The organism is Marinobacter piscis (assembly GCF_007671655.1).
GTDB lineage: Bacteria > Pseudomonadota > Gammaproteobacteria > Pseudomonadales > Oleiphilaceae > Marinobacter > Marinobacter piscensis.
In genome coordinates this window covers 768,245-794,423 of sequence record NZ_VCGX01000002.1, presented here as the reverse complement: position 1 = coordinate 794,423, position 26,179 = coordinate 768,245, and the positions used below count along the sequence as shown (strand labels likewise).

Sequence of the window (26,179 nt, the reverse complement as noted above, 5' to 3'; positions counted from 1 at the left end):
GACTGATCCCGGCATATTTTCAAGGAGTTAACTATGACACTGTTTTCGCGAGTCGGTGCCCTGATTTTAGCGCTCTGCCTGGCCTTGCCGGCTATGGCCATGAGCCTTGATGAAGCCAAAAATGCCCTGGAGCCTGCTAAAAGTCAGGGTCTGGTGGGCGAAACCCCCAGCGGTTACCTGGCCGCAGTAGATTCTGGCCAGAGAGCGGCTGATATTGTCAGTGCCATCAATGATGCGCGTCGCGAAGCCTACAAAAAGATTGCAGAAAAACATGGCATTGCGGTAACCAAAGTCGAAACCGTCGCCGGCAAAAAAGCGGTGGATAAGACCCCGGCCGGGCAATACATTCAGGTTAATGGCAGCTGGGTGAAAAAGTAGTGGTGCTCACATCGCTGATATAACCAATCGATATTAATGTTTCCTTAGAGCCTGCCGTTAAGCGATATACATCATCTTTTTATGAGGTTAACGTTATGGTGGCACCAATTATTGGGCGTGGCCCGGACGTGACTACAGGTCGAGCCCTGACGAACTCTGCGGAAACCAGCCCCGCAGGCCGGGTTGATGCGAAAAGCCGTGTTGGCGATCAAGTGTCTATCCGCACACCAGCAGATGCAATGAACGTTCTGCGCACACGTATGGAACAACGTTTGCAGGATGCCATGGGCGGAATACAGAATAATGTGGCGTCCAGGGCAGCAAAATACACAGAACAGTCACAGCCGCCCTCAGCATCAGATGTAGCCAGCACTATTCTCGGGTTTGTTGAAAGTCGTCTTCAGAAAGAAGCAGAAGAAGGTGCAGACCCTGAAAAGCTGGCGGACTTGATGGCACAAGCTCGGGAAGGGATTAACCAGGGCTATGCTGAAGCACGTGAACAGATCACGGCCCTTGGTATGATGAATGAGACCTTGTCGGGGGAAGTAGATAAGGGGTTTGATCTGATTCAGGAAGGTCTTATGAGTCTGGAGGAAAAATTCCTGGGAGAGCAACCGGAAACCGGGGAGTCAACTGGCCGTGAATAACCCCGCAGCCGGAATTATCGATTCACCGCTTTAGCCGGCATTTGTTGGCGAATAGCTGCAGCCTCCTGGTTTTTATCCTGTTTTTCCAGAGCTTCTGCGAGATTGTGCCAGCCGGCACGAATGTCCGGGAATTGGTCGGTCATGGTTCGATAATGGTTTTCGGCTGCTGACCACCGGCCCTGTTGGTAAGCGATGTTCCCAAGCCCCAAATACGGAGCGGGCTGTGCTGGCCATTTTTTCAAAGCGGTCTGATAGGCAGTTATCGCTGCCCGGGTTTGTTGAGTGGTTTCCAGGTCGTTTGCAGCCTTCAGAAACTGGATAGGTTCGGCTGTTACCGGAATCTGGTCCGGTGGCAGAATAACTCTGGCCCAGCGTTCCGAGCGCTCCCAGGTTGCCATAAAGGCTTTGACGGGCTGGCGGTAACTCCTTTCCGTACCCGTGTGCAGTATCAGGGACTGGCTTTTGCTGTCATAGCCGATAACCACGGCAAAATGCCATTGCGGCCACCAGCCAAAGCGCAGGTTCTGCAGAACCAGAACCGGGTGCCCCGCCTGCACTTCCTCAAGGATGCTGTCCAGTTCAGGTGCTAGCGGGTACACCAGCATCCCGTATTGGCGTGCTGCTGCCACCATCTCAACCTGCAGTGAGCCTTTGCGCTGCGGCAGGTAAACACGGTCAACCAGCTCATCCGGAGTTGCGTTCACATCCTGAGCATTAAGCATCATGGCCAGGGATGCCGGACCACACTGGAATTGCTCCTGTGGGTGGAAAGGCACTTCGGTGAGTGTGGTTGTGTCGAAGGTGTCGGGCCAGGGTTGCTGGCTGGCGCAGCCTGAGAGCAAAAGCCCCAGGAGCGCCACGACCAGAAGTCTGCATGGCCTCTGCCAGAGGAGGTGCATGTCGTCTGCTTATCGGACGCAGTTAACGAACGGGAAGATATCCGTTGCGCAGAGCATGTCGGTAATAATGAATACCAGTAAAAACAGCACGATAATGCCTACTACACCCTCGCCGGCTGGTGCTTCTGCCAACTGTTTTTTGAAATCCGCCAGTTCGCCAGGGGTAAGACTCTGAATTCTGTCCCTGACTTCCTGTTCACCAACCCCCATGCTGGCAAGCGTATTTTTCACATCTTCACGCTCCAGCATACCCATCAGCGCCTGGCGATCGATGTCTGCACTCTGCTCAGTCAACAGTTCTCCGGTACCGACGATGTTTGCGGATGCGGGAAGTGCCCACATGGAGCTTAAAATCATAACCAGGGTCATGATGGCTGAAACGGACTGAGTGTAGGATCGGATTGCTTGCATCGGACTGCTCCTGTTCTTGGCCTGTTCAGGTTTGAGTTTATGGCTCCGTCGGCAAGCAAGTGTATACGGTTGCGGGATACTTTCCGATAAACACCGGATTACTAACCATTAACTCTCTGTTCAGGTTTGCTGACGGAACAGCATAGCCTTGATGCGCCCGATTTCTTTCATAGGGTTGAGGCCTTTCGGACAATAAGCTGTGCAGTTTCCAATGCCTCTGCAACGGAATACGCTGAACGGGTCTTCCAGTTTTGCCAGCCTCTCTGCGGTTGCAGTGTCCCGGGAATCGAGCAGGAAGCGATGGGCTTGCAGCAAGCCTGCAGGCCCGACGTACTTTTCCGGATTCCACCACCAGGAGGGGCAGGCAGAGGTGCAGCAGGCGCAGAGGATACATTCGTACAGCCCGTCGAGCTTGGCACGGTCTTCCGGGCTCTGCAGGCGCTCAATGGCGGGTCTGGGGTTGTCATTGATCAGCCAGGGCTGAATGCGCTCGTATTGCTTGAAGAAAAGTGACTGATCAACCACCAGGTCGCGGATAACCGGCATGCCCGGCAAAGGCCGTATAGTGAGTACGCCGGATTTATTCAGGGCATCTTTAACACGGGTGATACAGCCCAGCCCGTTTCGGCCATTGATGTTCATGCCATCAGAGCCACAGACCCCCTCACGACAGGAGCGTCGGAAAGCAAGGGTAGGGTCAACGGTTTTCAGGTGTTCAAGTACATCCAGAACCATGCGGTTGCGGAAACTGGCATCTACTTCTACATCCTGGTTGTAGGGTACCTCGTCGGTTTCCGGGTTGTAACGATAAAGTCGGACGGTGATTGCAGACATGGGGTGCCAATCCTCCCGGAGGGTTCATACTGAAGTTTAGTCTATGAGTGAACTGCGTCAAGAAATGCGGGGAAGTTTCCGCAATAACGCTACATACCACTGTTATGATACTTGGCATTACACCATGACTTAACCGGTGAGGCTGGAGACACTAAAACAATGATTACGCCTGCAAATACCACAGATAACCGGAGACTGGCTAAAGCCCGGCTACCCCGGATGTTATTCGACTATTGTGATGGAGGGGCATTCTCCGAGCAGACTCTCCAGGAGAATACCCGGGACTTCCGCAAGCTGCACTTCCGGCAGCAGGTGATGAGGGATGTATCCAGTGCTTCTGTTGCTACAGACATACTGGGCCAGGAGGCGTCTTTGCCGCTGGCTCTGGCACCGGTCGGGCTGGCTGGTATGCTCGCCCGTCGCGGAGAGAGTCAGGCCGCCCGGGCCGCACTCAGAAGCGGTGTACCGTTCTGTCTGAGTACCGTCTCGATTTGTTCGCTGGAGGAGGTTGCTCAGGCCACCAGTGCAGCCAACTGGTTTCAGCTCTATGTTCTTAAAGACAGAGGCTATTCCAAGGCACTGCTTGACCGTGCTCACAATGCCGGTTACTCGACCTTGGTTTTCACCGTTGACCTTCCCAAGGTAGGGGTAAGGTACCGGGATGTACGTAACGGTATGAATGGCGGACTTTCCCCCTGGGGTAAGGCGCAGAAGCTGTCGGACCTGCTCTCACACCCGTTGTGGCTGTGGGATGTGGCAATCAGAGGCAAACCTCTGACATTCGGGAATCTGTCCGATGCGGTACCTTCAGGCCGGAGTCCTGAAGATTTCAAAGCCTGGGTGGATCAACAGTTTGATGCCTCTGTTACCTGGAAAGACCTCGACTGGATACGACAGCACTGGCCGGGAAAACTGGTGATCAAAGGGGTTATGGACGCTGACGACGCCCGCTCGGCAGTGGATGTCGGAGCGGACGGGATTGTTGTCTCCAACCATGGTGGGCGGCAGCTGGATGGCGCACCATCAAGTATTTCGGCCTTGCCTGCTATTGTCGATGCAGTATCCGGGAAAACCGAAGTGCTCCTTGATGGTGGTGTGCAGTCTGGCCAGGATGTTGTGAGAGCCTTGTGTCTGGGTGCAAATGCCTGTTTGATCGGCCGGGCATGGGCATTTGCGCTGGCTGCGGGCGGCGAGGCCTCAGTGTTGCAGCTGCTGGAAAACTTTCGTTACGAAGTTGAGCTGACACTTGCGCTTCTCGGCAAGAATTCTATAAATGAATTGAGCCCGGATGATCTTCTATGACCCAGCGAGGGGAGACTGAATCATGGACATTCGAATCAAAAGAGCCTACGAGAAGGCTGCGAGATCCGACGGTCCGCGTATTCTGGTAGACAGAATCTGGCCCCGGGGTGTTGCGAAAGAAGACGCTGAACTGGAAACCTGGCTGAAAGGGCTGGCACCGTCAACCGAACTGCGCAAATGGTTTGGTCACGACCCTGACAAGTGGCAGGAGTTTCGGCAGAAGTATCTCAAGGAGTTGAAAAAAAGCGAAGCGGCGGACGATCTGAACGAGTTGCAGTCGATTGTTAAAGAGCACAAGCGGATAACGCTGGTGTTTGCCGCCAAGGACACGGAGCACAATAATGCTGCGGCCCTTCGCGACTTTCTGAATAACGGCGATTTATAGCCGGTCGAGCGCCTGTTGCAGATCGGCGATCAGGTCGTGTTCATCTTCCAGCCCAACGGACAGACGCAGCATGCCGTCGGTGATTCCGTGGCGTTCCCGTTCTTCCCGGGGGATGCCATGGTGGCTGGTAATGCAGGGCTGGGAAACCAGGCTTTCCACACCACCCAGACTGGTGGCCAGAAGGAAAATCTGCAGGCTGTCGGCCACTCTGGCTGCCTGCTCTTTGCCGCCGGCAATGTCGATTGTCAGCATACCGCCATATCCGTCCATCTGCTGCCTGGCCAGGTTGTGCCCTGAAAAATCCGATAGTCCTGGGTAAAGAACCTGTTTGATGGCAGGGTGCCGGGACATTGCCTGGGCAATAGCCAGGGCATTGTTATTGTGCTGTTTTATTCTGACCGGCAGAGTTCTGAGGCTGCGTGAGAGCAGGGCAGATGTGTCCGGAGCCAGAATCTGCCCCAGGTTTTTTCGCCACTGGGCGATGGGGTGAATCTTTTCGGCGGAGGCCATGACAGCACCGGCAGTCAGGTCACTGTGACCGCCAAGGTATTTGCTGGCACTGTGAATACTTATATCGGCGCCCAGCGCAAGTGGACGCTGGTTTATGGGTGTGGCAAACGTGTTATCGACCGCAAGCATGGCGCCTCTGGCGTGGGATTGCTCCGCCAGTGCATGAATGTCGAGAATATTGAGAGTAGGATTAGCCGGGCTTTCGCAGTACACAAGCTTTCCGGGGGTATTCAGGGCAGAATCCAATTGGCTGATTTCGCTGTGTAGCAGAAACGTAACCGGGATGCCCAAGGGCTCAATGTGGTGTGTCAGCAACTCCTGGGTGCCGCCGTAAAGGTCACCCACACAAACAATACCTTTACGGCCATGGGCAAAAAAGGTTGCAGATATGGCTGCCATGCCTGCGGCAAATGCCAGGGCGTCCCCGGCACCCTCAAGGTCGGCCAGCCCTTGTTCAAGCTCCAGGATACTCGGGTTGCTGCCCCATCGGGTATACAGGTTGCCCTGGGTACGACCTTCAATCACATCCTCAAGTGAGGCGGTATTGGGATAGCGGTATGTGGTGGTATTGTAAACCGGCGAATATGGGCTGCCGAAACTGTCTTCATGGCGACGGTTGTGAATAATGCGTGTGGTTTGACCGTATGCCGGGGATGATTTGGATTGCATGAATTCTCCTTGAAGCTCTTTTTTTACGAATAACAGATACTGGAGTGTACGGTATGCCGGTTATGGTACAGGCGCTGGTGCCTGTTTTTGCGCTGATTGTACTGGGCCATTTGCTTCGCCGCTGGGCTTTTCCCTCAGTCGGGTTCTGGCCGCAGGCTGAGCGCCTGACCTATTACGTACTGTTTCCGGCGATGCTGGTTTATAAACTCGGGCAAGCCCGGTTGCCAGCGTCTGCTTATAGTGAAACCGCCATGCTTATTGGCGCCATGCTTCTGGTTGTGACGCTGGTTCTGGTGTGTATACATTTGTTCCGGCCATGGAGTGGGCCGGTCTTTTCCTCGGTTTATCAGGGTGCTATCCGTTTTAATTCCTATGTGGGCCTGGCAGCCGGCGGCATGTTGCTCGGCGATGAAGGCCTGTCGCTGACCGCCATCGCAGTCGCGGTTATGGTGCCCCTGATAAACTTGCTGTGCATCCTCATGTTTTCTTTTGTGGTAACCGAAGGACCGGTGCGTATCAAACCGGTATTGCGTGCAATTGTCTCAAACCCGCTGATTATAGGCTCAGCCCTTGGGGCCGTCTGGAGTTTTTTTGAAATTGGCTTCCACCCGTTGCTCGCAGGCACTCTGGAACCACTGAGCAATCTGGCTTTGCCGATGGGGCTGATGACCGTTGGCGCAGGCCTTCAGCTTAAAGCCCTGCGTAGTGGCTCGGTACCATTCGTCGTGTCAGCTTTTCTGAAGTTACTGCTGTTTCCACTGGTAACAGCAGGGCTGGCTGTTGTGTTGGGGCTTGAGGGCACCCTGGTTCAGGTGGCGATTCTTCTGGCAACACTGCCAACGGCCACTTCTGCTTATATTCTGGCCAGACAGCTGGGAGGCGACGCCCGCCTGATGGCAGGCATAATCAGTGGCCAGACGCTTCTGGCCATGGTGTCGATACCGTTAATGCTCAGCATTCTCTGGTAGGCACGCAAGCACCGCATCGGCAATGCTCTGCTGGAAGTCAACATAGCCGTTTGCCGTCACTTCAATGTCTGTGGCCAGGGGATCCCAGGTGCTGAATGTTACATTGAGCCCTTCGGTGATGGATCGCCACCATTGCCGGTTGAATTGTGGCTCGGTAAGCAGGCAGGGATGATTCGCCTGGCGCAGGCTGTTCTGCACGCCAGCAATATGACGGGCCCCGGGTGACCGGTCGGGATTGAGTGTCAGTACGCCTGCAACGTTCAGGTTATAGTGCTCCGCAAACCGGGTTAGGGCGCTGTGATAGGCAAACAGGCTGACGTTCTTCAGCGGCTCCAGTTGTTTGCGGATCTGCGCTTCTTTGCGGGCAACGGCTGCGCGGAATGCTTCCAGGTTACGGTCCAGAGCAGCTTTGTCAGCGCCATCCTGGCTCGCTAATGTATCCCGAATGGTTTCAGCCATGGACAGCGCCATGTCCGGGTCTACCCAGATGTGAGGGTCGTCTTCACTGTCATGGTGATGGTCATGTCGATGATCGCCAGTGTGTTCTTCTGGTGCAGAGAGTTCCGTCTCTGATTGCATCAGCGCCACCGAGCGCTCACCAAATTCCTCGCCCGTGAGCAGGCGGGTCAGAAAAGTTTCCATGTCCGGGCCTACCCAGAATATAACGTCGGCCGTTTCCAGAGCCCGGCGTTTGGATGGTGTTAAAGCGTAGTTGTGGGGGCTGGAGCCAGGAGGCACCAGGGTGCTTGTGTTCATGTTTTCTGTGGCGATAGCACGTACCAGCAGCTCGACCGGTTTAATGGACGCAAGGATGCGCGTTTCGGCATAAATACTGTGACTGTAGACTAGTGGAATGGTGCTCAGGGTTAGCAGCAGGGCGGTTCTGAGTAGACGCATGATGGCGTTTAATCCTTGAGTTAGTAATGTTATAAGATAACACAATAATAAAGCCCATGATAAGCATGCCGGTTATGCGAATGACGGCTCCGGCCGGTATAATGCCGGGTTAATTTAAACGGCCACCGAATTTTCAGGAAGATTTCATGACTGTACGTACCCGAATTGCTCCGTCGCCCACCGGTGATCCACACGTTGGTACCGCGTATGTGGCCCTGTTCAATCTGTGTTTTGCCCGCCAGCACGGAGGGCAGTTCATACTGCGTATTGAAGACACGGATCAGGTTCGCAGTACCGCGGAATCCGAGCAGGACATTCTCAAGGCCCTGCGCTGGCTTGGACTTAACTGGGATGAAGGTCCCGATGTGGGCGGAGCCTATGGCCCCTACCGGCAGTCCGAGCGCAAGGATTCATACAGCCAGTATGCGGAGGACCTGGTGACTGCAGGCCACGCCTTCTACTGTTTTCGTACGCCCGAAGAGCTGGAGGCTATCCGTGAGGACCGTAAGGCCCGGGGCCTGAACCCGGGCATTAAAGGTGACCTTGAGCTGACAGAGGAAGAAGTAAAGGGCCGCCTGGATGCAGGCGAACCTTACGTCATTCGCATGAAGGTACCCGATGAGGGTATCTGTGAAATTGAAGACATGCTCCGTGGCACCATTGAAATTGACTGGGCCCAGGTGGATTGTCAGATTCTTCTGAAGTCCGATGGCATGCCCACTTACCATCTGGCCAATGTGGTCGATGATCACCTGATGGAAATTACCCATGTCTTGCGGGGTGAGGAGTGGATTAACTCTGCACCCAAGCACAAGCTGCTATACGAATACTTTGGCTGGGACATGCCGGTATTGTGCCACCTGCCGCTTCTGCGTAACCCGGATAAGAGCAAGCTATCCAAGCGAAAGAACCCCACCAGCATCAATTTTTATGAGCGCATGGGCTTCTTGCCGGAAGCTGTTACCAACTATCTGGGCCGCATGGGCTGGTCGATGCCGGATGAACGCGAAAAGTTCACGCTGGATGAGATGATCAGCAACTTCGATATTCAGCGCGTCTCCCTGGGCGGTCCGGTTTTTGATGTGGAGAAACTGCGCTGGCTCAATGGCCAGTGGCTGCGTGAAGAGCTCACTGACGATCAGTTTGTTGAACGCCTCCGCCATTGGTGGTTCAACGAGGATGCGCTCAAAGCACTGGTACCTCATATCAAGGGCCGCGCCGAGGTGTTTTCCGATGTTGCCCCTATGGCAGGGTTTATGTTCTCGGGCATGTTGAACCTTGAGGCTGAAGATTTTACCCACAAGAAACTGGAAGAGGCCCAGGTGAAGCGGATACTTCAGTTCACCTTGTGGCGCCTTGAAGCCCAGCGTCACTGGAGCAAAGAAACCATTTTTGAGGATATCAAATTTCTGGCCAAAGCCATGGGCCTGAAGATGGGAGATTTCATGTTCCCTGTGTTTGTAGCCATTGCCGGCACCCCGAACTCCTGGTCGGTTATGGACTCTATGGCACTGTTGGGGCCTGACATGACCCGGGCGCGCTTGCGGAAGGCGTTAGAGGTGCTGGGTGGTTTCTCGAAGAAAGAAACCAAAAGGGTCGAAAAAGAGTACGCCGTTTTGGCTGTTTAATGAGCAGGTTGGTGAGGAAGTGAGCGGTTTGAACAGGGAAGTTCAGAAAACATAAAAAAAGTGTGGAGAAAGGTTGACGCCCATAGGGCGGATCCTTAATATACGCATCCGTTGAGGGGCCATAGCTCAGCTGGGAGAGCGCAACACTGGCAGTGTTGAGGTCGGCGGTTCGATCCCGCCTGGCTCCACCAATTTCTAGTCCCCTTCGTCTAGTGGCCTAGGACTCCGCCCTTTCACGGCGGCAACAGGGGTTCGAACCCCCTAGGGGACGCCAATTCGGCTTGAAGGTTTAGTCCACCGGATAGCCATCAAAAAAACCGCCTTCGGGCGGTTTTTTTGTGTCTGCGGATAAAATTATCTGGCTGGGTGCCGAAATCCGTGGGCAGGGTACCACCTCCCAAAACACGCCGTGAACCCATCCATGGGGGCTTGGTGTTGCCATCCCTGGCAACACACAGTTTTGGGAGGTGGTACCCTGCCCACTTGGCTTTGGGGTAGCCTGAGTTAACGGGAGGCTATAGCTCCTTTGCCAACACCTTCGTAGGCTTTCACAAGAATCGTATCAGAAGGGAGTTCAGCTTTAAGCTGATCAGCGATATGGGCGGCAATGAACTCCACGGTTGTGTCTGTGTCCATCATATAAACCCGCGCCTCGGGCAGGGTCAGGGCAAACTCCCCCTGGTTGGCCTCGTATTCAAAGGTGATGTAGGCCGTACCGGCATCAACATGGCGGCGCGCCACATCTTCATCAGAGCCCACATAGATATCCTGCCATGACTTCGCCCAAGTACGCTCCAGGTCTTCATCACGTTCGCCATTACGGTCAATACGAATCGGCGAGCGGTGGCCGTGGGCGATGCGCTGGCAATTGCCCAGATGTTTTTTCAGACCGTGAACATAGTGATAGTAGGGTCCCTGAATATTCTCTTCCCGAAGAGTGATTTGTACTGAGGTGACGTTTGCCGGGAGTACGGCCATCAGTTCGCGCTCAAGCAATGTTGCAACGGCAGACGCAGTAGTATGTTCCGCCGCCAGCCAGACCACGGCTTCATCGGGCGAGCGGTGTATAATGTAGGTGCCGTCGGTCAGTGTCCAGGTGAAGGTGTCAGGCGTCTCCTCACTCCGGGACAGGCCCTTGTAGTCCCGGGGGATAACCAGCCGGTGATCGACACGCTCGTCGATAACACGTTTGATGGTACGTTTGACGTTGCTGAAGTCGAATACCATGCCCTGGTCGTCCAGCTCGCCCCCTAATACAACATCGGCGATCCAGCTTTCGCCCACCAGCCCCCTTGCCGGGTCCAGATAGGCGAAGTCAATAACGGTAAGGTTGTCTACAAACAGGTGGTTCATCAAAATTCCGGGCGGGTATGGTTGAATGATGTGCGGATTCTAGCAAAAATCCGACCAGGCGTGGCGGGTCCGGGGCGGTTTTGCCTTTCCTGTGGCGTTCACTTCTTGATCAGGAGTAATATCATAACGGTGTCATGCAGTAACATCGATGGGGAGTTTCCGGTACTGGTTCTTGCAGCCGGTGCGTCCAGCCGGTTTGGAAGCCCTAAAGCCGTGCAGACTCTCGCCGGGCCGGCCGGTACACGTGTGACGTTGCTGGACTTGGCCATCGGACAGGGCAGGCTGTTGAGTGAAGATGTGCGGGTTGTCTGTGGTGCCTGGTATCCGCTGATTCGCTCTCGCTGCAGTGTGCAGCCGGCGCGCTGGGTGTATGCGAAAAACTGGCAGGACGGCATGGCTGCATCGCTGGCTGCAGGGATTCGTGATCTGGGGGAGGGGGCAAAGGGTGTCTTTGTGTTTCTGGCCGATCAGCCTTTACTGAAGCCTGACGCTCTCCGGGCTTTGGGTGCGGCTGCGCGGCGTTGCCCGGATGAGCCTGCCGCTGCGGATTACGGAAAGCGCCCGGGCGTTCCGGCCTATTTGCCGCGGGCTCTCTGGCCGGCAGTGCTGGCGTTACAGGGCGACCGCGGGGCAGGTGGGATACTGGCCGAAGCCAATGCCCGACGGTTGGAGATCCCCGGGGTCCATGATGATATAGATACACCGGCGGACTGGCGCAGGATACGTGAGCTCATCCGCCAAACAGACCTGTAAGCCAGGCAACACCAACACTGAAAATACCAAGACTGATGGCCAGCCCGATAGTGTAGAATTTTGCAGCGGCCGATCTTTGTTGGGTTACGTACAGATCAATCGTGCGCTGAGCAATCTCTTCGGCGGTCTCACGTGCAATTTCATGGGCTTGCTGAACCGCTTCTGACTGCAGGGTTTGCCAGAATTCAGTGTCGATGGTTTGTACACTGGTGATGTGATCTTTCAGCTCTGCCATGTGCTCTGACGTAAACCCGGGAGTTTCCGAAAGCTCGTTTTTTACGTCTGATATCAAGTCGTTCTGCAGCTGGCGGGTGCGTTGTTCAAGCGCATCCAGGAGTTCGCCGGTCTGGCGGGCGACGTTAACAGAAGACTCCTCGATTGCGTGATCGATGTGAGCGCGCTGTTGATCGAACAGAGAGCTGAGTAACTCATCCATGGAGGGGGCTGTGCGCTCTTCTGTGGACGAAGCAGGTGTGTCCTCAACCAGGTTGGCCGGTGCAGGTGCGATTTCTTTTTCAAGGTCCACGGTTAGCTGCTCCAGGACCTGTTCCAGGTCGTTGGGCTGCGTCGGTTTGTTGAGAATGCTGTAAACACCGAAGTGTCGGGCTTTCTGTATAAATTCCGATGATTTCTGAGACGTGCACATAATAATCGGAATGTCAGCCGTCCGCGGGCTGGTTTTGATTGCTTTGGTTGCCTCCACGCCGTTCATTCCGGGCATCAGGTGATCCATGAAGATGACATCCGGGTGCTGGCTGCCATCAAGCATATCCAGCGCCTCTTCCGCCGAGCTCGCCATATCCACATGCAAGCCCTGGTTTCTCAGTAGTTTGTTCAGGGAAAACCTGGCGACCTTGGAGTCGTCCACCAGAAGTGCACTCTTGATTGCCATCACACTACCTCGCGCTGTTTTGGGTCGGAAGTTGATCCTGATTGAGCTGTTCCCAAGCCTTCATATAGACATCTGCCTCGTATTGATAAGGTGATTTGAAAGGGGTGAGAATCACGTCGAATACCAGAAAGAAGAAGCCTACCGATGCCCAGGCAATGGTCAGCGTGCTGAGTGTTGTAGCCTGAACCTCGGGATTGGAATCAACAAATGCCTGGAGCAGGGGAATCAGGTCTGATGCCATAACCACGGGGTTGAAGCTGGCGAATACCAAGGGCACCCAGAACGCCATGAGTACAGGAAAGAAACCGAAAGACCAGGCGATCCGGCGCAGCAGGTAAAGGGCAATCCTGCCCAGAAAACGCTTTCTCATTTCGGGGGTTTTGCGGATACGCTCAATATACTGACGCCGTTCAGCCCAGTACGCAGCTACATCGGGAGCCTGGGAGGCGGTTGCCGGGTCTGACAATGTGCTCATGAATCTGTGTTCTGCCTTTATCGTTAGGGTGACGGATACAGGAAACCTGATACTACGTGTTACCCTGTCAATCTCCAATTGTTTAATGACAGGATAGTTTAATGGCTGCAGTGATCGATAACGCAACCCATCCGGCTTTTGAGAAGCTTCGCAGTCACCGGATTGATACGCTCAATCTTGATGTTGAAGAGTATCGTCACAAGAAAACCGGTGCCCGCCATCTCCATCTTGCGGCGGATAACGAGGAAAATGTGTTTTTTGTGGCGCTGCGCACGTTCCCTATGGATTCTACCGGCGTTGCCCACATTCTTGAACATACGGCGCTGTGTGGCAGTGAGCGTTACCCGGTTCGCGATCCGTTTTTCATGATGATCCGGCGCTCTCTCAATACCTTCATGAATGCGTTTACCAGCAGTGACTGGACCGCCTATCCGTTTGCCACCATGAACCGCAAGGACTTTGATAACCTGCTGTCGGTGTATCTGGACTGTGTGTTCTTTTCCAAACTGGACAAGCTGGACTTTGCTCAGGAAGGGCATCGCCTGGAATTCGAGAAACCGGATGACCCGGACACAGATCTGGTCTACCGCGGTGTCGTTTACAATGAAATGAAAGGTGCCATGAGTGCGCCCACCTCACAGTTGTGGCAGAACCTCAGTAGTCACCTGTTTCCGACGACCACCTACCATTACAACAGTGGCGGTGAGCCGGACCATATTGTCGATCTGACTTATAACGATCTTGTTCAGTTCTACAAGCAGCACTACCACCCCAGTAATGCAATTTTTGCAACCTATGGCAATATCCCGGCCCGTGAACACCACGAACGGTTTGAAGAGCTTGCCCTCAGCCGGTTTGATCAGCTGGACGTTGAGTTGCCCGTTCGCGATGAAAAACGCATGTATGCGCCGGTTCGTGTGGAGCAGGCCTATAGCGTCAATGAAGGGGAAGAAACGTCTGATAAAACCCACATTGTTATGGGCTGGCTACTGGGGCACAGCTTTGATCTTCAGGAAAACCTGGAGGGGCAGCTGTTAACGGCTGTGCTGCTGGAAAACAGTGCATCACCACTGATGCGGGCACTGGAAACCACCGATATTGGCCAGGCGCCTTCACCCATGTGCGGACTGGAAGACTCCAACCGGGAAATGACCTTCGTCTGCGGCATCGAAGGCAGTGAGCCGGAGAAGCAGAAAGACCTGGAGGCACTGATTGAAGGCACCCTGCAGGCGGTGGCAGAAGAGGGCGTCAGTGAAGAACGTCTGGAAGCGATTCTGCACCAGCTTGAGCTGCATCAGCGAGAAATTGCCGGCGACGGCTTTCCCTATGGCCTGCAGCTGATCATGAGTGCGATTGCACCCATGGTACACGGGGGCGACCCGGTTGAATTACTGGACCTGGAGCCGGTGCTGGCCACCCTGCGGGAGAAAATTCGTGATCCCCAATACATTCCGCAGCTGATCCGTCGCAAACTGCTGGATAACCCGCACCGGGTAACATTGACAATGCGCCCGGATGACAAGCTGGAAACGCGTCGCCAGCAGGCTATTCAGGAAGCTCTGGCAAAACGCAAAGCAGAGCTCAGCACTGAGGAAGTTGCAGACATTGTTGATCGCGCCAGGGCTCTGGAAGAGCGGCAGATGCGTAAGGATGATGACTCCATTCTGCCGAAAGTGGACCTGAGTGATGTGCCGCTGCAGATGCCGGAGCCGGAAGCACGGTTTGATGGTGACATTTCAGCCACAGCCTACGCACGGGGCACCAACGGCCTGGTTTATGAGCAGGTGGTTCTGCCTTTGCCCGACCTGAGCGAAGAAGAGTTACTGCTGTTGCCTTATTACGCCACCCTGATTTCGGAAGTGGGCTGTGGTGATCTGGATTATCTGCAGATGCAGGACCGGATTTCCGCAGAGTCGGGCGGTATTGGCGCTTCGTTTACCGCAAAGGGCCGTATAGACGATGTACAGAATGTGACCGGCTACATGATTTTCAGCGGCAAGGCCCTGGCCCGCAACCGGACGGCCCTGACAAAACTGCTGCATGATGTCTACACCAGTGCCCGGTTTGATGAAAAAGACCGTATTCGGGAGACCATTGCGCAAATCCGCGCGCGTCGGGAACAGGCTGTTACCGGTAGTGGTCACGTGCTGGCGATGGGAGCTGCAGCTCAGGGCGTGAGCCCCGGATCCTGGTTAGCGTTTCGCCTTGGGGGTCTGGCGGGCATTCGCGGTACTAAAGAGCTGGACCAGTCGCTGAAAAACCCGGATGCGCTCGCAGAGTTCTGTGACAGGCTGGCTGCCTTGCATAATAAAATCCGGAAGCAAGAGCGGGAATTCCTGGTTATTGGCGAGGAAGAGCAGCTCCCGGCGGTGGTCGATAACCTGAAGACCTGCTGGCAGGCTGAAACTGAGGGTGAGTCGTCACGCTGGCAGCCAGAGCCGGTAAACTTTGTAACCCGTGAAGCCTGGCTTACTTCAACTCAGGTGAACTTCTGTGCCCGCGCATACAGTACCGTACCTGTAGATCACCCGGATGCAGCGGCACTTACAGTGCTGGGTGGCTTTTTACGCAATGGCTATCTGCACAGGGCGATCCGTGAGCAGGGAGGTGCCTATGGCGGTGGTGCTGCTCAGGACAGCGTGAATGGCAACTTCCGCTTTTTCTCATACCGGGATCCGCGCCTGGCCGAAACCCTGGAGGATTTCGATAAAGCTCTGGAGTGGCTGCAGGAAACTGACCATGAGCCTCAGGACCTGGAGGAGTCCATTCTTGGAGTTATAGGGCAGTTGGACCGTCCCAGATCACCCGCTGGCGCTGCACGTCATGCCTTCCATAACAGGTTGTTTGGCCGTAGCCCGGAGCAACAGGCGAGGTTCCGTGAGCGTGTGCTGGCCGTTACTCTGGATGATCTCAGGCGCGTTGCCGCAACCTGGTTGGTGCCGGAAAAAGCCAGTACAGCTGTGGTTACAGGCGCAGAAAACCGCGCCGTGGCAGAAGAGCTTGGTCTGGATATTCAGGAGTTATAAGCAAAGCAGGCAGGCGGGCTTGCAGTGCCCGCCTGCGCCTGCCGCCATGGCCCATCAGCGGTTACGCTTGAGGCCGGTTGTAACCATGATGCGCGTTGAGATTTCCTCTACGGAGTAAGCCGTTGTATTCAGATAGGGAATGCGTTCCCGGCGATACATCAGCTCAATTTCCTCAATTTCGTGCATGCATTGCTTGATGGACGCATAGCGGGAATTTGGCCGTCGCTCATTGCGTATGGTCGCCAGCCTGTCGGGATCAATCGTCAATCCAAACATCTTTTGTTTGTAAGGGCGCAAGACTTCCGGCAGCTGTTGATCCATCAGATCCTCTTCCGTGATCGGATAATTCGCGGCCTTGATTCCGTATTGCAGTGCCAGATACAGGCAGGTTGGGGTTTTGCCACTGCGCGACGCGCCAACAAGAATAAGCTCGGCTTCATCATAGTGGCGGGTGCGTGCCCCGTCATCGTTGTCCAGGGCAAAGTTCACTGCGTGGATCCGTCGCTCGTAAACACCTTCGTTATTTATGGCGTGGGACTGGCCCACAGAATAAGAAGACGACGACTGCAGCTCTTTTTCCAGCGGGCTCAGGAAAGTACCGAAAATGTCTGCCATGAAGCATTCTGCTTCGGAAATAACCTCACGAATGGCACTGTCTACAATGGTGTCAAACACCAGAGGCCTTGCACCGTCTGCTTCTGCAGCAACATTGATGCGTTTAACCATATCCCGGGCTTTTTCAATGTTGTCGATATAAGGTACGGTAATCCGCTCGAACTTAATGGTTGCAAACTGGGCGAGAAGACTGTGCCCCAGAGCCTCGGCCGTGAGGCCGGTGCCGTCAGATATAAAGAAGGCTGTGCGTTTCATGGTGATTTCCGGCTCCGTACAGGGAGAATGTTAAGGCGAATTTGCCAGCGGGATGAGGGAAAGTGACGTGTACTTTCGCGGAAGCTCCCTAGGTAAATTCCGAAGGTTACAGTATCATATACCGCATGTTCGAGACTCCGCAGTGGTTATTGCCGGAATTTTTCGCCTGATACCGCTTGTCCGGTTTTATTCTTTGCTACACAGATTCAAGGGAGACACGCTTTGGAAGATTACATAATCTGGTTTGATCACCTGGGAATGTCCGATGTCGACCGTGTAGGTGGTAAAAACGCCTCCCTCGGTGAGATGATCAGTAATCTGGCCAATGCCGGTGTAACCGTCCCCGGTGGTTTCGCAACCACGGCCCACGCATACCGTGAATTTCTGGCCAAAGATGGCTTGAAAGACAAGATTGATAACGTTCTCGACAATCTTGATATTAACGATGTGAATGAGTTGGCTCGTGCCGGGGCAGAGATACGCCAATGGGTTATTGATACGCCGTTCCCGGAAGCACTGGAAGCCGCTCTCAGGGATGCCTATAGCCAGATGCTCAGTGGTAATGAAAAGATGGCAGTAGCCGTGCGCTCCTCCGCTACCGCTGAGGATTTGCCGGATGCGTCGTTTGCAGGCCAGCAGGAAACCTTCCTGAATGTTGTCGGGCTTGAGCAGGTCCGTACGTCTGTGAAAGAAGTGTTTGCCTCTTTGTTTAACGACCGGGCCATTTCCTATCGGGTACACCATGGCTTTGATCACAAGCTTGTGGCCCTGTCTGCCGGGATTCAGAAAATGGTTCGCAGTGAGACTGCGGCCAGTGGGGTTATGTTTACCCTGGATACAGAGTCAGGCTTTCGGGATGTCGTGTTTATTACGGGCTCATACGGTCTTGGTGAAACTGTGGTTCAGGGTGCGGTTAACCCGGATGAATTCTATGTTCATAAGCCGACTCTGGAGGCTGACAGACCCGCTGTTTTGCGCCGCAACCTGGGCAGCAAAGCCATCAAAATGATTTACAACACAGATCCGCGCAGTGACCAGCTTGTGGAAACGGTTAAGGTGGATCCGGAAGATCGTGGCCATTTCTGTATCACTGATGCAGAGGTGGAAGAGCTGGCCAGGCAGGCCATGATTATAGAAAAACACTACCAGCGCCCCATGGATATAGAATGGGCCAAAGACGGTGATGATGGCAGGATCTACATTGTCCAGGCGCGCCCTGAAACCGTGAAAAGCAGGACGACTGCGAACGTTATGGAGCGCTACCTGTTGAACGAAACAGGGACTGTGCTGGTTGAAGGACGCAGTATCGGGCACAAAATCGGGGCCGGCCCGGTCAAGATTATTACCAGCATCAAAGAAATGGACCGTGTACAGGCGGGCGATGTGCTGGTAACGGACATGACCGACCCGGACTGGGAGCCGGTTATGAAGCGGGCCTCTGCCATTATTACAGACCGGGGCGGTCGTACGTGTCATGCGGCCATTATTGCCCGTGAACTGGGAATTCCGGCGGTAGTGGGTTGCGGCGATGCCACAGAAGTGCTGGAAGATGGCCAGGAGGTCACCGTATCCTGTGCAGAGGGTGATACAGGGCTGATTTACCAGGGAGCACTGGACTTTGAGTTGCGCGAAAACACAGTAGACTCCATGCCCGCTATTCCGTTCAAGGTCATGATGAATGTGGGCAACCCGGACCGTGCCTTTGACTTTCAGTCGCTGCCCAACGAAGGGGTGGGGCTGGCGCGTCTTGAGTTCATCATTAACCGCATGATAGGTGTGCACCCGAAAGCCCTTCTGAATTTCGACGGCTTGCCGGGCGATATCAAGAAAACCGTTGAAAAGCGCATCTCCGGTTACAGTTCCCCCGTCGACTTTTATGTGGACAAACTGGTTGAGGGGATCTCCACACTGGCTGCGGCTTTTGCCCCGAAAAAAGTCATTGTGCGTCTGTCTGACTTCAAGTCCAACGAGTACGCCAACCTGATTGGCGGCACCCTGTACGAACCCGACGAAGAGAACCCGATGCTGGGTTTCCGCGGTGCTTCCCGTTATATCTCGGAAACCTTCCGTGACTGTTTTGAGCTGGAATGTCGCGCCATCAAGAAGGTACGTAACGAAATGGGCCTGACCAACGTAGAGGTTATGGTTCCCTTTGTACGTACCGTGGGTGAGGCAGAGCAGGTGGTCGACCTGCTGGCAGAGAAAGGGCTGAAGCGCGGCGAAAATGGTCTGCGCCTGATTATGATGTGTGAGCTGCCGGCTAACGCCTTGCTTGCAGAACAGTTCCTTGAACACTTCGATGGCTTCTCTATTGGCTCCAACGATCTTACTCAGCTTACGCTCGGGCTGGACAGGGACTCAGGTATTATTGCGCACCTGTTCGATGAACGGAACGAAGCCGTTAAGATTCTGCTGTCCCAGGCGATTCAGGCCTGTAAAAAGGCAGACAAGTACATTGGTATTTGTGGTCAGGGACCTTCGGATCATCCGGATCTGGCAAAGTGGTTGATGGATCAGGGGATTGACACAGTTTCCCTGAACCCGGACACGGTTCTGGATACCTGGTTTTTCCTGGCTGACGAAAAAGTAGACTGAATTTATTTCTGTATGTAAGGAGAGCTCTAAGGTGGCAACAATTATTACCCCGGACCTATGCGACGAGTTTCCGGAAGTGAACGTAGCCGCACCTGGCTTTAATAACTATGGCGGAGTAAAAGCCTTCGGCGGCGAGATCGTCACCGTAAAATGCTTTGAAGACAACTCTGTGGTTAAAGAGCAGGTCGGGCTGCCCGGTAAGGGCCGTGTCATGGTCGTAGATGGTGGCGGCTCAATGCGCCACGCACTGCTGGGCGACATGCTGGCGGAAAAAGCGGCCAGTAACGGTTGGGCAGGCCTGATTATTTACGGCTGTGTGCGTGATGTGGATGAGATTGGTAATACCAGTCTTGGCGTTCAGGCGCTGGCTACGTTTCCCAGGAAAAGTGAAAAGCGTGGTCTTGGTGACCTGGATGTGCCGGTGACGTTCCATGGCGTAACCTTCCACCCGGGCCACTATGTATACGCTGACAACAACGGCATTGTTGTCTCGGAAAAGCCCCTGGTCTGAGGACCGGGGCTCCCGTCTGTCAGCTCAGACCCAGTTATCCGTTTTCTTGCTGGGTTTGAGCAATGGAATGATCAGCGCCAGAAAAACGCCCCCGAGTACCAGGCCAGCGCCGACGAGCATAAAGTCTGATTCCTTGCTGGCTTCCAGGCGCTCATTCTCTGCCGTGAGGATTTCCAGATCGTTGCGTATTTTCTGGTTTTCCTCCAGCAACTCCCTGTTACGGCGCTCCAGATTAATGGAGTCGGAAGCGATACTTTTAATGCGCTGCAGTTCCTGCTGCAGCTCCTGAGTGCGAGTGGACAATTCTGACTCTGCGCTGCTCAGTGTATCCCGTTCGCTGGAAACTTCGCTTAACTGCGCCTTTAGCGAGGACAGCTCGCTTTTTGTCTGCTCCAGTTGGTTTGTCACGCTCTCCAGTCGGTCTGCGGCAATGGGGGTGTCGGTCAGGTATTGACTGGACACCCAGCCATCCGTGCCTTTGGGGGTGCGTATGCGGGTATAGCCGGAACTGGAAGTTTCAATAACCTCCAGGCGTGTCCCGCTGGGTACAGCATTCTCGATGATACGGTATTGAGAGCCGGCACCGGAGCGGACGGGAAGGTAGAGCTTATCGTCTACCCAGACAGTTTTCGCCTGAGCAGCGGCAATGGTGGATAAGGCAATTAGCACACTGATAGCTAAGCGAAAAAGCGTCACTGGTATGTTTCCCACGGTATACGGTTTAACAGGAGGTTATGAAGTAGCCAGACATTTTCTCACAGATAGACGGCCGGTCAAAAGAACTGGCATTACAAAAAGCTCATGGAGCCGGATGATGCATCAGGGCAGTACGACTTTATAGGGTTTGACGGTGACGTTGCTGTAAACCCCGGCTTCCACGTAAGGATCACTGTCCGCCCACGCCTGTGCAGCCTCAAGGGAGTCGAATTCTGCCACGACAAGACTGCCGGAAAAGCCCGCGTTGCCCGGGTCTGGCGTGTCGATGACCGGGTGGGGCCCTGCAATCAGCAGTCTGCCTTCGTTTTTGAGGTCATGAAGGCGTTCGATATGTGCAGCTCTCGCACCCTGACGCAGGGGCAGGCTGTTCTCAACATCTTCACTGATAATAGCGTAATACATGCTTTCTCCGGTTCTGGCTGTCTCATAAAGTAAGGCATGGAGCAGAAGGGCTGGTACACTGACTGCGTGTGCCATTCATTCGATCTGGAAATCCTGTGACTATACCGCAACACCCTGCGTTGTGCATTGACCTGCATTGTCATAGCACCGCATCTGACGGGGCCCTCACGCCCACTGAACTGCTGCAGCGCGCGGCGGACAAAAATGTAACTCACCTTGCCCTGACAGACCACGACACAGTGAACGGGTTGGCAGAAGCGCAAGCGGCTGCCGCAGAGCATAACATTGTGCTGATTCCTGGAATTGAGCTTTCCTGTCTCTGGCGCAGCCGCACCATCCACGTTGTCGGACTGGATTTTGATCCGGATAACCGTGAATTTCGCGCGGCCCTGGCGCAACAGCATCGCAACCGCTGGGCGAGGGCAGCGATGATTGACGAACGCCTGAAAAAGCTGGCCGTGCCTGATCTGCTGGAGCGGGCAACAGCCAATGCCGGTGGTGATGTGCCCGGGCGTCCGCATTTTGCCCGGGTAATGGTGGAATCCGGTGTGGTCAGGAATACGGCCCAGGCCTTCAAGCGCTATCTGGGAGCGGGCAAGCCAGGTGATGTAAAAGCCTACTGGCCAGAGCTACCGGAGGTGGTGCAGTGGATTAATCAGGCCGGGGGAATTGCCGTGCTGGCCCATCCGCGCAAATACCGGCTTACCGCAACAAAATTACGGGAGTTGACTGCTGACTTTCGCCGGGCCGGTGGCCGGGCTCTTGAGGTGTCTACGTCCGGGCAGTCCAGTGGGGATCTGGGCTTTTTGAAGGAACTATGCGTGCGAGAGAAGCTGCTGGCATCTCAGGGCAGTGATTTTCACTTTCCTGGTGCGCCCTGGTGTGAGCTGGGTCATATTATGAAAATGCCAGACGGGCTGGAGCCGGTCTGGCATCACTTCAGGCAGGTTCCTGGCAACCACGCACCCGCTTAATCGGGGGCGTGGAAGAGCAGGTACAGGTCAGTGAGGGAGTCTGGAATGGCTTCAGCCATTCGTTGTGAGAGCTTTTCGCTGGTGCGGACCCGCTGAAAATCCTCGTCATCAAAAAGGCCTGAAAGAGTCAGCATTGGCACCATCAGGTCGGCTGTCTCTTCTTCGCTGGCGGCATCCAGCCACTCATTCTCATACTCCAGGAAGGTATCCACAAAGCCGGCGCACCAGTTTTCCAGTGCATTCATAGGGTCACCATCTTCAGGCTCGGGAAGCTCCAGGGCCTGCCCCATGTCGAGGGACTTGGTCATGTCCCTCGCCAACTGTGTTACGCACTGGCGAAAGGTATCGGGGATACCACCGCCAGGCGCTTCATCAGAACCTGTCACCAACCTGAAAATGGTTGCCATGTTCAGGCTGGCGGGGCCAACAACACTGGCGCAAACAACGCCGTGGAAACCGAAGAAATCCAGGGAGTCGTCCCCCCAGGGTTCGGCAAACAGAATATCTTCCAGTGCCTCTATGTCTGAGTTCGTCAGCATGAGTTAGTTGCCCTCGGACTTTTTAGCGGCTTCAGCGGCCCGCTGACGTTTACGTACCTCACGGGGGTCGTTGTAAGCGCGCCCGGGTGTTACCGGTGGCAGTTCCGCCCCGGCAGCCGCTGTGTCTTTGCTTTCGCTGGCAGGGCTGGATTTTGGTGCTTCAGCCGTTTTCCGGGCAGGCTTGGTCTCTGCCTTTTTGCCGCTATTGGTCGCTTGCTGATCCTCACTCTGGCTCTGGGAGAACGTTTTGTCCTCCTTGACCGGAGCTTCTTTGCCGGCTTTTGCTGCAGGCTGTTTATCAGCTTTATCAGCTTTATCAGCTTTCGCTACCGATTCATTCCCGGTCTTTGCTTCGGCTTCTTTTTCAGCCTTTGCTGCGGGCTTTTTATCAGTTTTGGCTACTGCCTCTTTCTCAGGCTTGGCCACGGCCTCTTTCTCAGGCTTGGCTGCAGGCTCTTTTGCCTTTTTGGGAGTGGACTCTTGTTCGTCCCTGGCTGTGGCTGCAGATGCCTCCTTCTTCGACTCAGTCGATGCTTCCTTTTTCACCCTGGCCGGGGATTCTTTTTCCGGCTTGGAAGAGGGGGCTGTCTCAGTCTGGCTTTTGGGCTTATCGGCCGGGGCTTCAGTCTTCGCTGGGGCCTCCGTTTTAGCCGGGGCCTTGGGCTTTTGTACAGCCTCATCGACTTTGCTGCCAGCGGGTTCTTTTTTCGCTGCCGTCGCCGCCTTGGCGGTGCTGTTGCCAGTGTCCGGCTGGGTGTCCTTTTGATGCTTTTCTGTACGGGCGTTCTTGCGATCTGCAGGCCCGGATGCCGGAGTTTCTACGGGTGACCCATCCCGGTTACGAGGCCTGCGCGGTTTGCGCCGGCTGTCATTCTGGGCGGGTTTGTCAGCTGCGGGCTTCTTCGGCGCCGCCTGCTGAGTAGACTCTTTGGTGTCAGAGCTGCTCTTGGTATCCCGTTGCGGCTGGTTGCGGTTCGGGCCGCGATTCTGGGCACCTTTACGGTTGTCCCGACGATTGTCGTTACTGCGATTGTCAGCGCCTTTGTTGGCGCTCTGACGGTTCTGTCCGGCGCGGCTCTGGTCGTCGCTGCGGTTGCGGCCCCGCGAGCGGTTATCGCTGTTGCGGTTTTGCTGGTTGTTGCTTTGACGACGATCGTTTCCGCTGCGGTTGTCTTTGCCGGAGCCTCGATTTTCCTGGGCAACACGGGTTTTGCGACGGTCCTGCTGAGGCTGCTGCCGACGCTCTGCGCGCGCAGTCTCTGGTTTTTGTTTGTCGCGGCTCTCACCTTGCTGTTCATCTGCAGCGAAAAAGCAGGCGATCTTGCGGCCAATTCTGCGCAGCACGCCTTCGTCTTGTTCGGCAGCGGCGGAGGCCTGAGCGGGTTTCGCAGGAGCGGGTGCGCTCGGGCGAATTGCTCTCACTGCAGCCTGCTCGCGCACAGGTTTTTCTGCTGAAGGTGCCTCGAATATCTCTTCCTCACGCTGACTGTATTCCTGCGCAACTTCGTGGCTTGAGATGTGCTCAGGGGTGGTTTCGTCGTCGCGCATACGCAGAATGTCGAAGTGCGGCGTTTCCATGTGGGCGACCGGCACAATAACAATGCTGACTTTCTGGGTTGTCTCAATGTCTGCCAGCTGCTTGCGCTTTTCGTTCAGCAGGAAGGTGGCAACAGAGACCGGCACGATGGCCCGCACTTCACCGGTTTTATCCTTGGATGACTCCTCGTAAATCAGACGCATGATACTGAGCGCCAGGGATTCAATACCACGGATGGTGCCCTGGCCTTCGCAGCGTGGGCAGACTTCACTGCGGGTTTCTCCCAGGGAAGGGCGCAGGCGTTGCCGGGACATTTCCAGCAGGCCAAAGCGTGAGATTTTGCCAACCTGTACCCTGGCGCGGTCGATTTCCAGGGCTTCACGCATTTTTTGCTCGACTTCCCGCTGGTTTCTGGCCGGAGTCATGTCGATAAAATCAATAACGACAAGGCCGCCCATATCCCGCAAACGGAGTTGACGTGCAATTTCTTCAGCGGCCTCCAGGTTGGTCTGGAGTGCGGTTTCCTCTATATCCTGGCCTTTGGTTGCACGGGATGAGTTAATGTCGATAGAGACCAGTGCTTCCGTTGGGTCGATAACAATGGAGCCGCCTGAGGGAAGCTTTACTTCGCGCTGAAAGGCAGTTTCGATCTGGCCTTCGATCTGATACCGGCTGAACAGCGGGATTTCATCCTTGTACTGTTTGATCTTATTCTCAAATGTGGGCATGACTGCACGCACAAAACTCAGCACGTCTTCGTAGACGCCCTGGGAATCGATCAGAACTTCACCGATATCCTGGCGCAGGTAATCGCGAACAGCCCGGATAATGACATTGCTTTCCTGGTGGATAAGGAAGGGTGCTTTACGCTCTTCTGCCGCCTGGGTAATGGCCTCCCAGAACTGTACCAGGTAGTCGAGGTCCCACTGCAGCTCTTCCGTTGTTTGGCCTACGCCCGCAGTGCGCACAATAATGCCCATGGACTTGGGCACCTGGACGCTGTTCATGGCTTCTTTGAGCTGTGCTCTGTCTTCGCCTTCAATGCGTCGTGAGATGCCACCGGCCCGCGGATTGTTCGGCATGAGTACGAGGTAGCGGCCCGCAAGCGAGATGAAGGTGGTAAGCGCAGCGCCTTTATTTCCGCGCTCTTCTTTATCGACCTGGATAATAACTTCCTGGCCCTCAGAAACGGCATCCTTGATGTTCACCTTGCCTTCAATCTGGTCAGGTGACTTTTTGAAGTAATCCCGGGATATTTCTTTAAGGGGCAGGAATCCGTGGCGGTCGGCGCCAAAATCAACAAACGCGGCTTCCAGACTCGGTTCTACGCGGGTAATGCGTCCTTTGTAGATGTTTGCTTTCTTTTGCTCACGGGAGCTGGATTCGATATCAAGATCAAACAGACGTTGGCCGTCAACCAGGGCGACGCGCAACTCTTCGGGGTGAGTTGCATTGATGAGCATTCTTTTCATGGAAAAAAGGTTTTCCTGTCGTTAATTTTGACAGAAAACCGGCGAGCGTTGCTTCCGCGAAGCAGGATGTGCGTGCCGCAAGGCCCAGCAATGCAGGGAGGGGCGGCTGACAGACGAACTACACCCGTTCAGGGTGTCGTCCTGTTGCTCTGAGACCATCGTCGACTTCCTGCCAGAGTGCTGACAGTAAGGTGTCGTATAGGGTTCGTGTCTGTTGGCGCATATAATCCATTTTCAGGTTCACACAAGTGCTTGGGTCTCACGTCGTATTCGTAAGCTGGACGGCCCGGCCTTGCATGGCAATGATTCTTCGCGATAACGCCCGGCGGTTTTCCGCGCGGTTTCAATTTTCCGGTGCAGGTTCTCCGCTATTTGCGGGCCGTTCCGTGCACTGCGGAAGCATTTTTTGACGCCGGGGCCGATAGTTATTGGGTGCCCGGCGTTCAAACTCTTGAATAGTGTCGGTATACTTCTGCCGCTCCGGCTTCTGACTAGAGTTGGTCAGGCCGTAAACAAACGACAGATCACGCTGGAA

Annotated in this window: 24 protein-coding genes and 2 tRNA genes; 13 read left to right on the top strand and 13 right to left on the bottom strand. The window is 54.8% G+C overall.

Annotation, left to right across the window (positions count from 1 at the left end):
- Positions 1 to 33 precede the first annotated feature (33 nt).
- Both FFI95_RS09380 and FFI95_RS09375 read left to right on the top strand, forming a co-directional pair.
- Entirely contained in the window at positions 34 to 378 is a 345-nt protein-coding gene (locus tag FFI95_RS09380) for a YdbL family probable chaperone protein (protein ID WP_144822143.1), read from the top strand.
- A gap of 95 nt (positions 379 to 473) precedes the next feature.
- A complete protein-coding gene (locus FFI95_RS09375; protein ID WP_144822142.1) occupies positions 474 to 1,025 on the top strand; it encodes a DUF5610 domain-containing protein in 552 nt (183 codons plus the stop codon).
- Positions 1,026 to 1,039: 14 nt separating this feature from the next.
- Here FFI95_RS09375 and FFI95_RS09370 read toward each other — a convergent pair whose 3' ends face one another.
- The 3 genes from FFI95_RS09370 to FFI95_RS09360 form a co-directional block, all read right to left on the bottom strand.
- Positions 1,040 to 1,924 carry a PA2778 family cysteine peptidase gene (locus tag FFI95_RS09370; protein ID WP_144822141.1) on the bottom strand — a complete coding sequence of 295 codons (885 nt, stop codon included), beginning with the start codon at positions 1,922 to 1,924 and terminating at the stop codon, positions 1,040 to 1,042.
- Positions 1,925 to 1,933: 9 nt separating this feature from the next.
- On the bottom strand, positions 1,934 to 2,335 hold the full coding sequence (locus tag FFI95_RS09365; protein WP_144822140.1) for a PA2779 family protein: 402 nt from the start codon (positions 2,333 to 2,335) through the stop codon (positions 1,934 to 1,936).
- A 120-nt stretch (positions 2,336 to 2,455) separates the two neighbouring features.
- Positions 2,456 to 3,169 (bottom strand): succinate dehydrogenase iron-sulfur subunit, encoded by a 714-nt coding sequence (locus tag FFI95_RS09360; protein ID WP_144822139.1) that lies wholly within the window; start codon positions 3,167 to 3,169, stop codon positions 2,456 to 2,458.
- Positions 3,170 to 3,328: 159 nt separating this feature from the next.
- Here FFI95_RS09360 and FFI95_RS09355 point away from each other — a divergent pair, with 159 nt between their 5' ends.
- Positions 3,329 to 4,471, top strand: a complete 1,143-nt coding sequence (locus tag FFI95_RS09355; RefSeq protein ID WP_144822138.1) for an L-lactate dehydrogenase — start codon at positions 3,329 to 3,331, stop codon at positions 4,469 to 4,471.
- Between the two features lie 22 nt (positions 4,472 to 4,493).
- Positions 4,494 to 4,856, top strand: a complete 363-nt coding sequence (locus tag FFI95_RS09350; RefSeq protein WP_144822137.1) for a DUF488 domain-containing protein — start codon at positions 4,494 to 4,496, stop codon at positions 4,854 to 4,856.
- On the opposite strand, the gene FFI95_RS09345 is transcribed toward FFI95_RS09350, so the two are convergent.
- Entirely contained in the window at positions 4,851 to 6,035 is a 1,185-nt protein-coding gene (locus FFI95_RS09345) for a trans-sulfuration enzyme family protein (RefSeq protein ID WP_144822136.1), read from the bottom strand. The two genes, FFI95_RS09350 and FFI95_RS09345, sit on opposite strands and share 6 nt — an antisense overlap.
- A gap of 53 nt (positions 6,036 to 6,088) precedes the next feature.
- Between FFI95_RS09345 and FFI95_RS09340 the strand changes: the two genes are divergently transcribed.
- Positions 6,089 to 7,003, top strand: coding sequence for an AEC family transporter (locus FFI95_RS09340; protein ID WP_144822135.1), 915 nt, complete (start codon positions 6,089 to 6,091; stop codon positions 7,001 to 7,003).
- On the opposite strand, the gene FFI95_RS09335 is transcribed toward FFI95_RS09340, so the two are convergent.
- Entirely contained in the window at positions 6,980 to 7,900 is a 921-nt protein-coding gene (locus FFI95_RS09335; protein ID WP_144822134.1) for a zinc ABC transporter substrate-binding protein, read from the bottom strand. The two genes, FFI95_RS09340 and FFI95_RS09335, sit on opposite strands and share 24 nt — an antisense overlap.
- A 146-nt stretch (positions 7,901 to 8,046) precedes the next feature.
- Between FFI95_RS09335 and gltX the strand changes: the two genes are divergently transcribed.
- The 3 genes from gltX (at position 8,047) to FFI95_RS09320 (ending at position 9,802) form a co-directional block, all read left to right on the top strand.
- Positions 8,047 to 9,528 carry a glutamate--tRNA ligase gene (gltX, locus tag FFI95_RS09330; protein WP_144822133.1) on the top strand — a complete coding sequence of 494 codons (1,482 nt, stop codon included), beginning with the start codon at positions 8,047 to 8,049 and terminating at the stop codon, positions 9,526 to 9,528.
- Between the two features lie 115 nt (positions 9,529 to 9,643).
- Positions 9,644 to 9,719: transfer RNA gene (locus FFI95_RS09325), tRNA-Ala, on the top strand.
- 7 nt (positions 9,720 to 9,726) lie between these two features.
- A tRNA-Glu gene (locus FFI95_RS09320) sits at positions 9,727 to 9,802 on the top strand.
- Positions 9,803 to 10,032: 230 nt separating this feature from the next.
- On the opposite strand, the gene FFI95_RS09315 is transcribed toward FFI95_RS09320, so the two are convergent.
- On the bottom strand, positions 10,033 to 10,881 hold the full coding sequence (locus tag FFI95_RS09315) for a 6-pyruvoyl trahydropterin synthase family protein (RefSeq protein ID WP_144822132.1): 849 nt from the start codon (positions 10,879 to 10,881) through the stop codon (positions 10,033 to 10,035).
- A 129-nt stretch (positions 10,882 to 11,010) separates the two neighbouring features.
- On the opposite strand from FFI95_RS09315, the gene FFI95_RS09310 reads away from it, so the two are divergent.
- On the top strand, positions 11,011 to 11,634 hold the full coding sequence (locus FFI95_RS09310; RefSeq protein ID WP_246069465.1) for a nucleotidyltransferase family protein: 624 nt from the start codon (positions 11,011 to 11,013) through the stop codon (positions 11,632 to 11,634).
- Here FFI95_RS09310 and FFI95_RS09305 read toward each other — a convergent pair.
- Both FFI95_RS09305 and FFI95_RS09300 read right to left on the bottom strand, forming a co-directional pair.
- Entirely contained in the window at positions 11,612 to 12,526 is a 915-nt protein-coding gene (locus FFI95_RS09305; protein ID WP_144822130.1) for a response regulator, read from the bottom strand. The two genes, FFI95_RS09310 and FFI95_RS09305, sit on opposite strands and share 23 nt — an antisense overlap.
- A 4-nt stretch (positions 12,527 to 12,530) precedes the next feature.
- Positions 12,531 to 13,001, bottom strand: a complete 471-nt coding sequence (locus FFI95_RS09300; protein ID WP_144822129.1) for a hypothetical protein — start codon at positions 12,999 to 13,001, stop codon at positions 12,531 to 12,533.
- Positions 13,002 to 13,102: 101 nt separating this feature from the next.
- Between FFI95_RS09300 and FFI95_RS09295 the strand changes: the two genes are divergently transcribed.
- Positions 13,103 to 16,027 carry an insulinase family protein gene (locus FFI95_RS09295; RefSeq protein WP_144822128.1) on the top strand — a complete coding sequence of 975 codons (2,925 nt, stop codon included), beginning with the start codon at positions 13,103 to 13,105 and terminating at the stop codon, positions 16,025 to 16,027.
- A 54-nt stretch (positions 16,028 to 16,081) separates the two neighbouring features.
- Here the strand turns inward: FFI95_RS09295 and ppsR are convergent, their stop codons facing one another.
- On the bottom strand, positions 16,082 to 16,897 hold the full coding sequence (ppsR, locus tag FFI95_RS09290; protein ID WP_144822127.1) for a posphoenolpyruvate synthetase regulatory kinase/phosphorylase PpsR: 816 nt from the start codon (positions 16,895 to 16,897) through the stop codon (positions 16,082 to 16,084).
- Between the two features lie 222 nt (positions 16,898 to 17,119).
- On the opposite strand from ppsR, the gene ppsA reads away from it, so the two are divergent.
- Together ppsA and rraA are read left to right on the top strand one after the other, a co-directional pair.
- Positions 17,120 to 19,492, top strand: a complete 2,373-nt coding sequence (ppsA, locus tag FFI95_RS09285) for a phosphoenolpyruvate synthase (protein ID WP_144822126.1) — start codon at positions 17,120 to 17,122, stop codon at positions 19,490 to 19,492.
- Positions 19,493 to 19,523: 31 nt separating this feature from the next.
- A complete protein-coding gene (gene rraA / locus FFI95_RS09280) occupies positions 19,524 to 20,003 on the top strand; it encodes a ribonuclease E activity regulator RraA (protein WP_144822125.1) in 480 nt (159 codons plus the stop codon).
- 24 nt (positions 20,004 to 20,027) lie between these two features.
- Here rraA and FFI95_RS09275 read toward each other — a convergent pair whose 3' ends face one another.
- Both FFI95_RS09275 and FFI95_RS09270 read right to left on the bottom strand, forming a co-directional pair.
- Entirely contained in the window at positions 20,028 to 20,699 is a 672-nt protein-coding gene (locus FFI95_RS09275) for a TIGR04211 family SH3 domain-containing protein (RefSeq protein ID WP_144822124.1), read from the bottom strand.
- A gap of 123 nt (positions 20,700 to 20,822) precedes the next feature.
- Positions 20,823 to 21,122: a YciI family protein gene (locus FFI95_RS09270; RefSeq protein WP_144822123.1), complete on the bottom strand. Its 300-nt coding sequence runs from the start codon at positions 21,120 to 21,122 to the stop codon at positions 20,823 to 20,825.
- A 95-nt stretch (positions 21,123 to 21,217) separates the two neighbouring features.
- Here FFI95_RS09270 and FFI95_RS09265 point away from each other — a divergent pair, with 95 nt between their 5' ends.
- Positions 21,218 to 22,096, top strand: coding sequence for a PHP domain-containing protein (locus tag FFI95_RS09265; protein WP_144822122.1), 879 nt, complete (start codon positions 21,218 to 21,220; stop codon positions 22,094 to 22,096).
- On the opposite strand, the gene FFI95_RS09260 is transcribed toward FFI95_RS09265, so the two are convergent.
- Positions 22,093 to 22,635, bottom strand: coding sequence for a YecA/YgfB family protein (locus FFI95_RS09260; protein ID WP_144822121.1), 543 nt, complete (start codon positions 22,633 to 22,635; stop codon positions 22,093 to 22,095). The genes FFI95_RS09265 and FFI95_RS09260 overlap by 4 nt on opposite strands.
- A gap of 3 nt (positions 22,636 to 22,638) precedes the next feature.
- On the bottom strand, positions 22,639 to 25,644 hold the full coding sequence (gene rne / locus FFI95_RS09255) for a ribonuclease E (protein WP_144822120.1): 3,006 nt from the start codon (positions 25,642 to 25,644) through the stop codon (positions 22,639 to 22,641).
- Positions 25,645 to 26,179 lie beyond the last annotated feature (535 nt).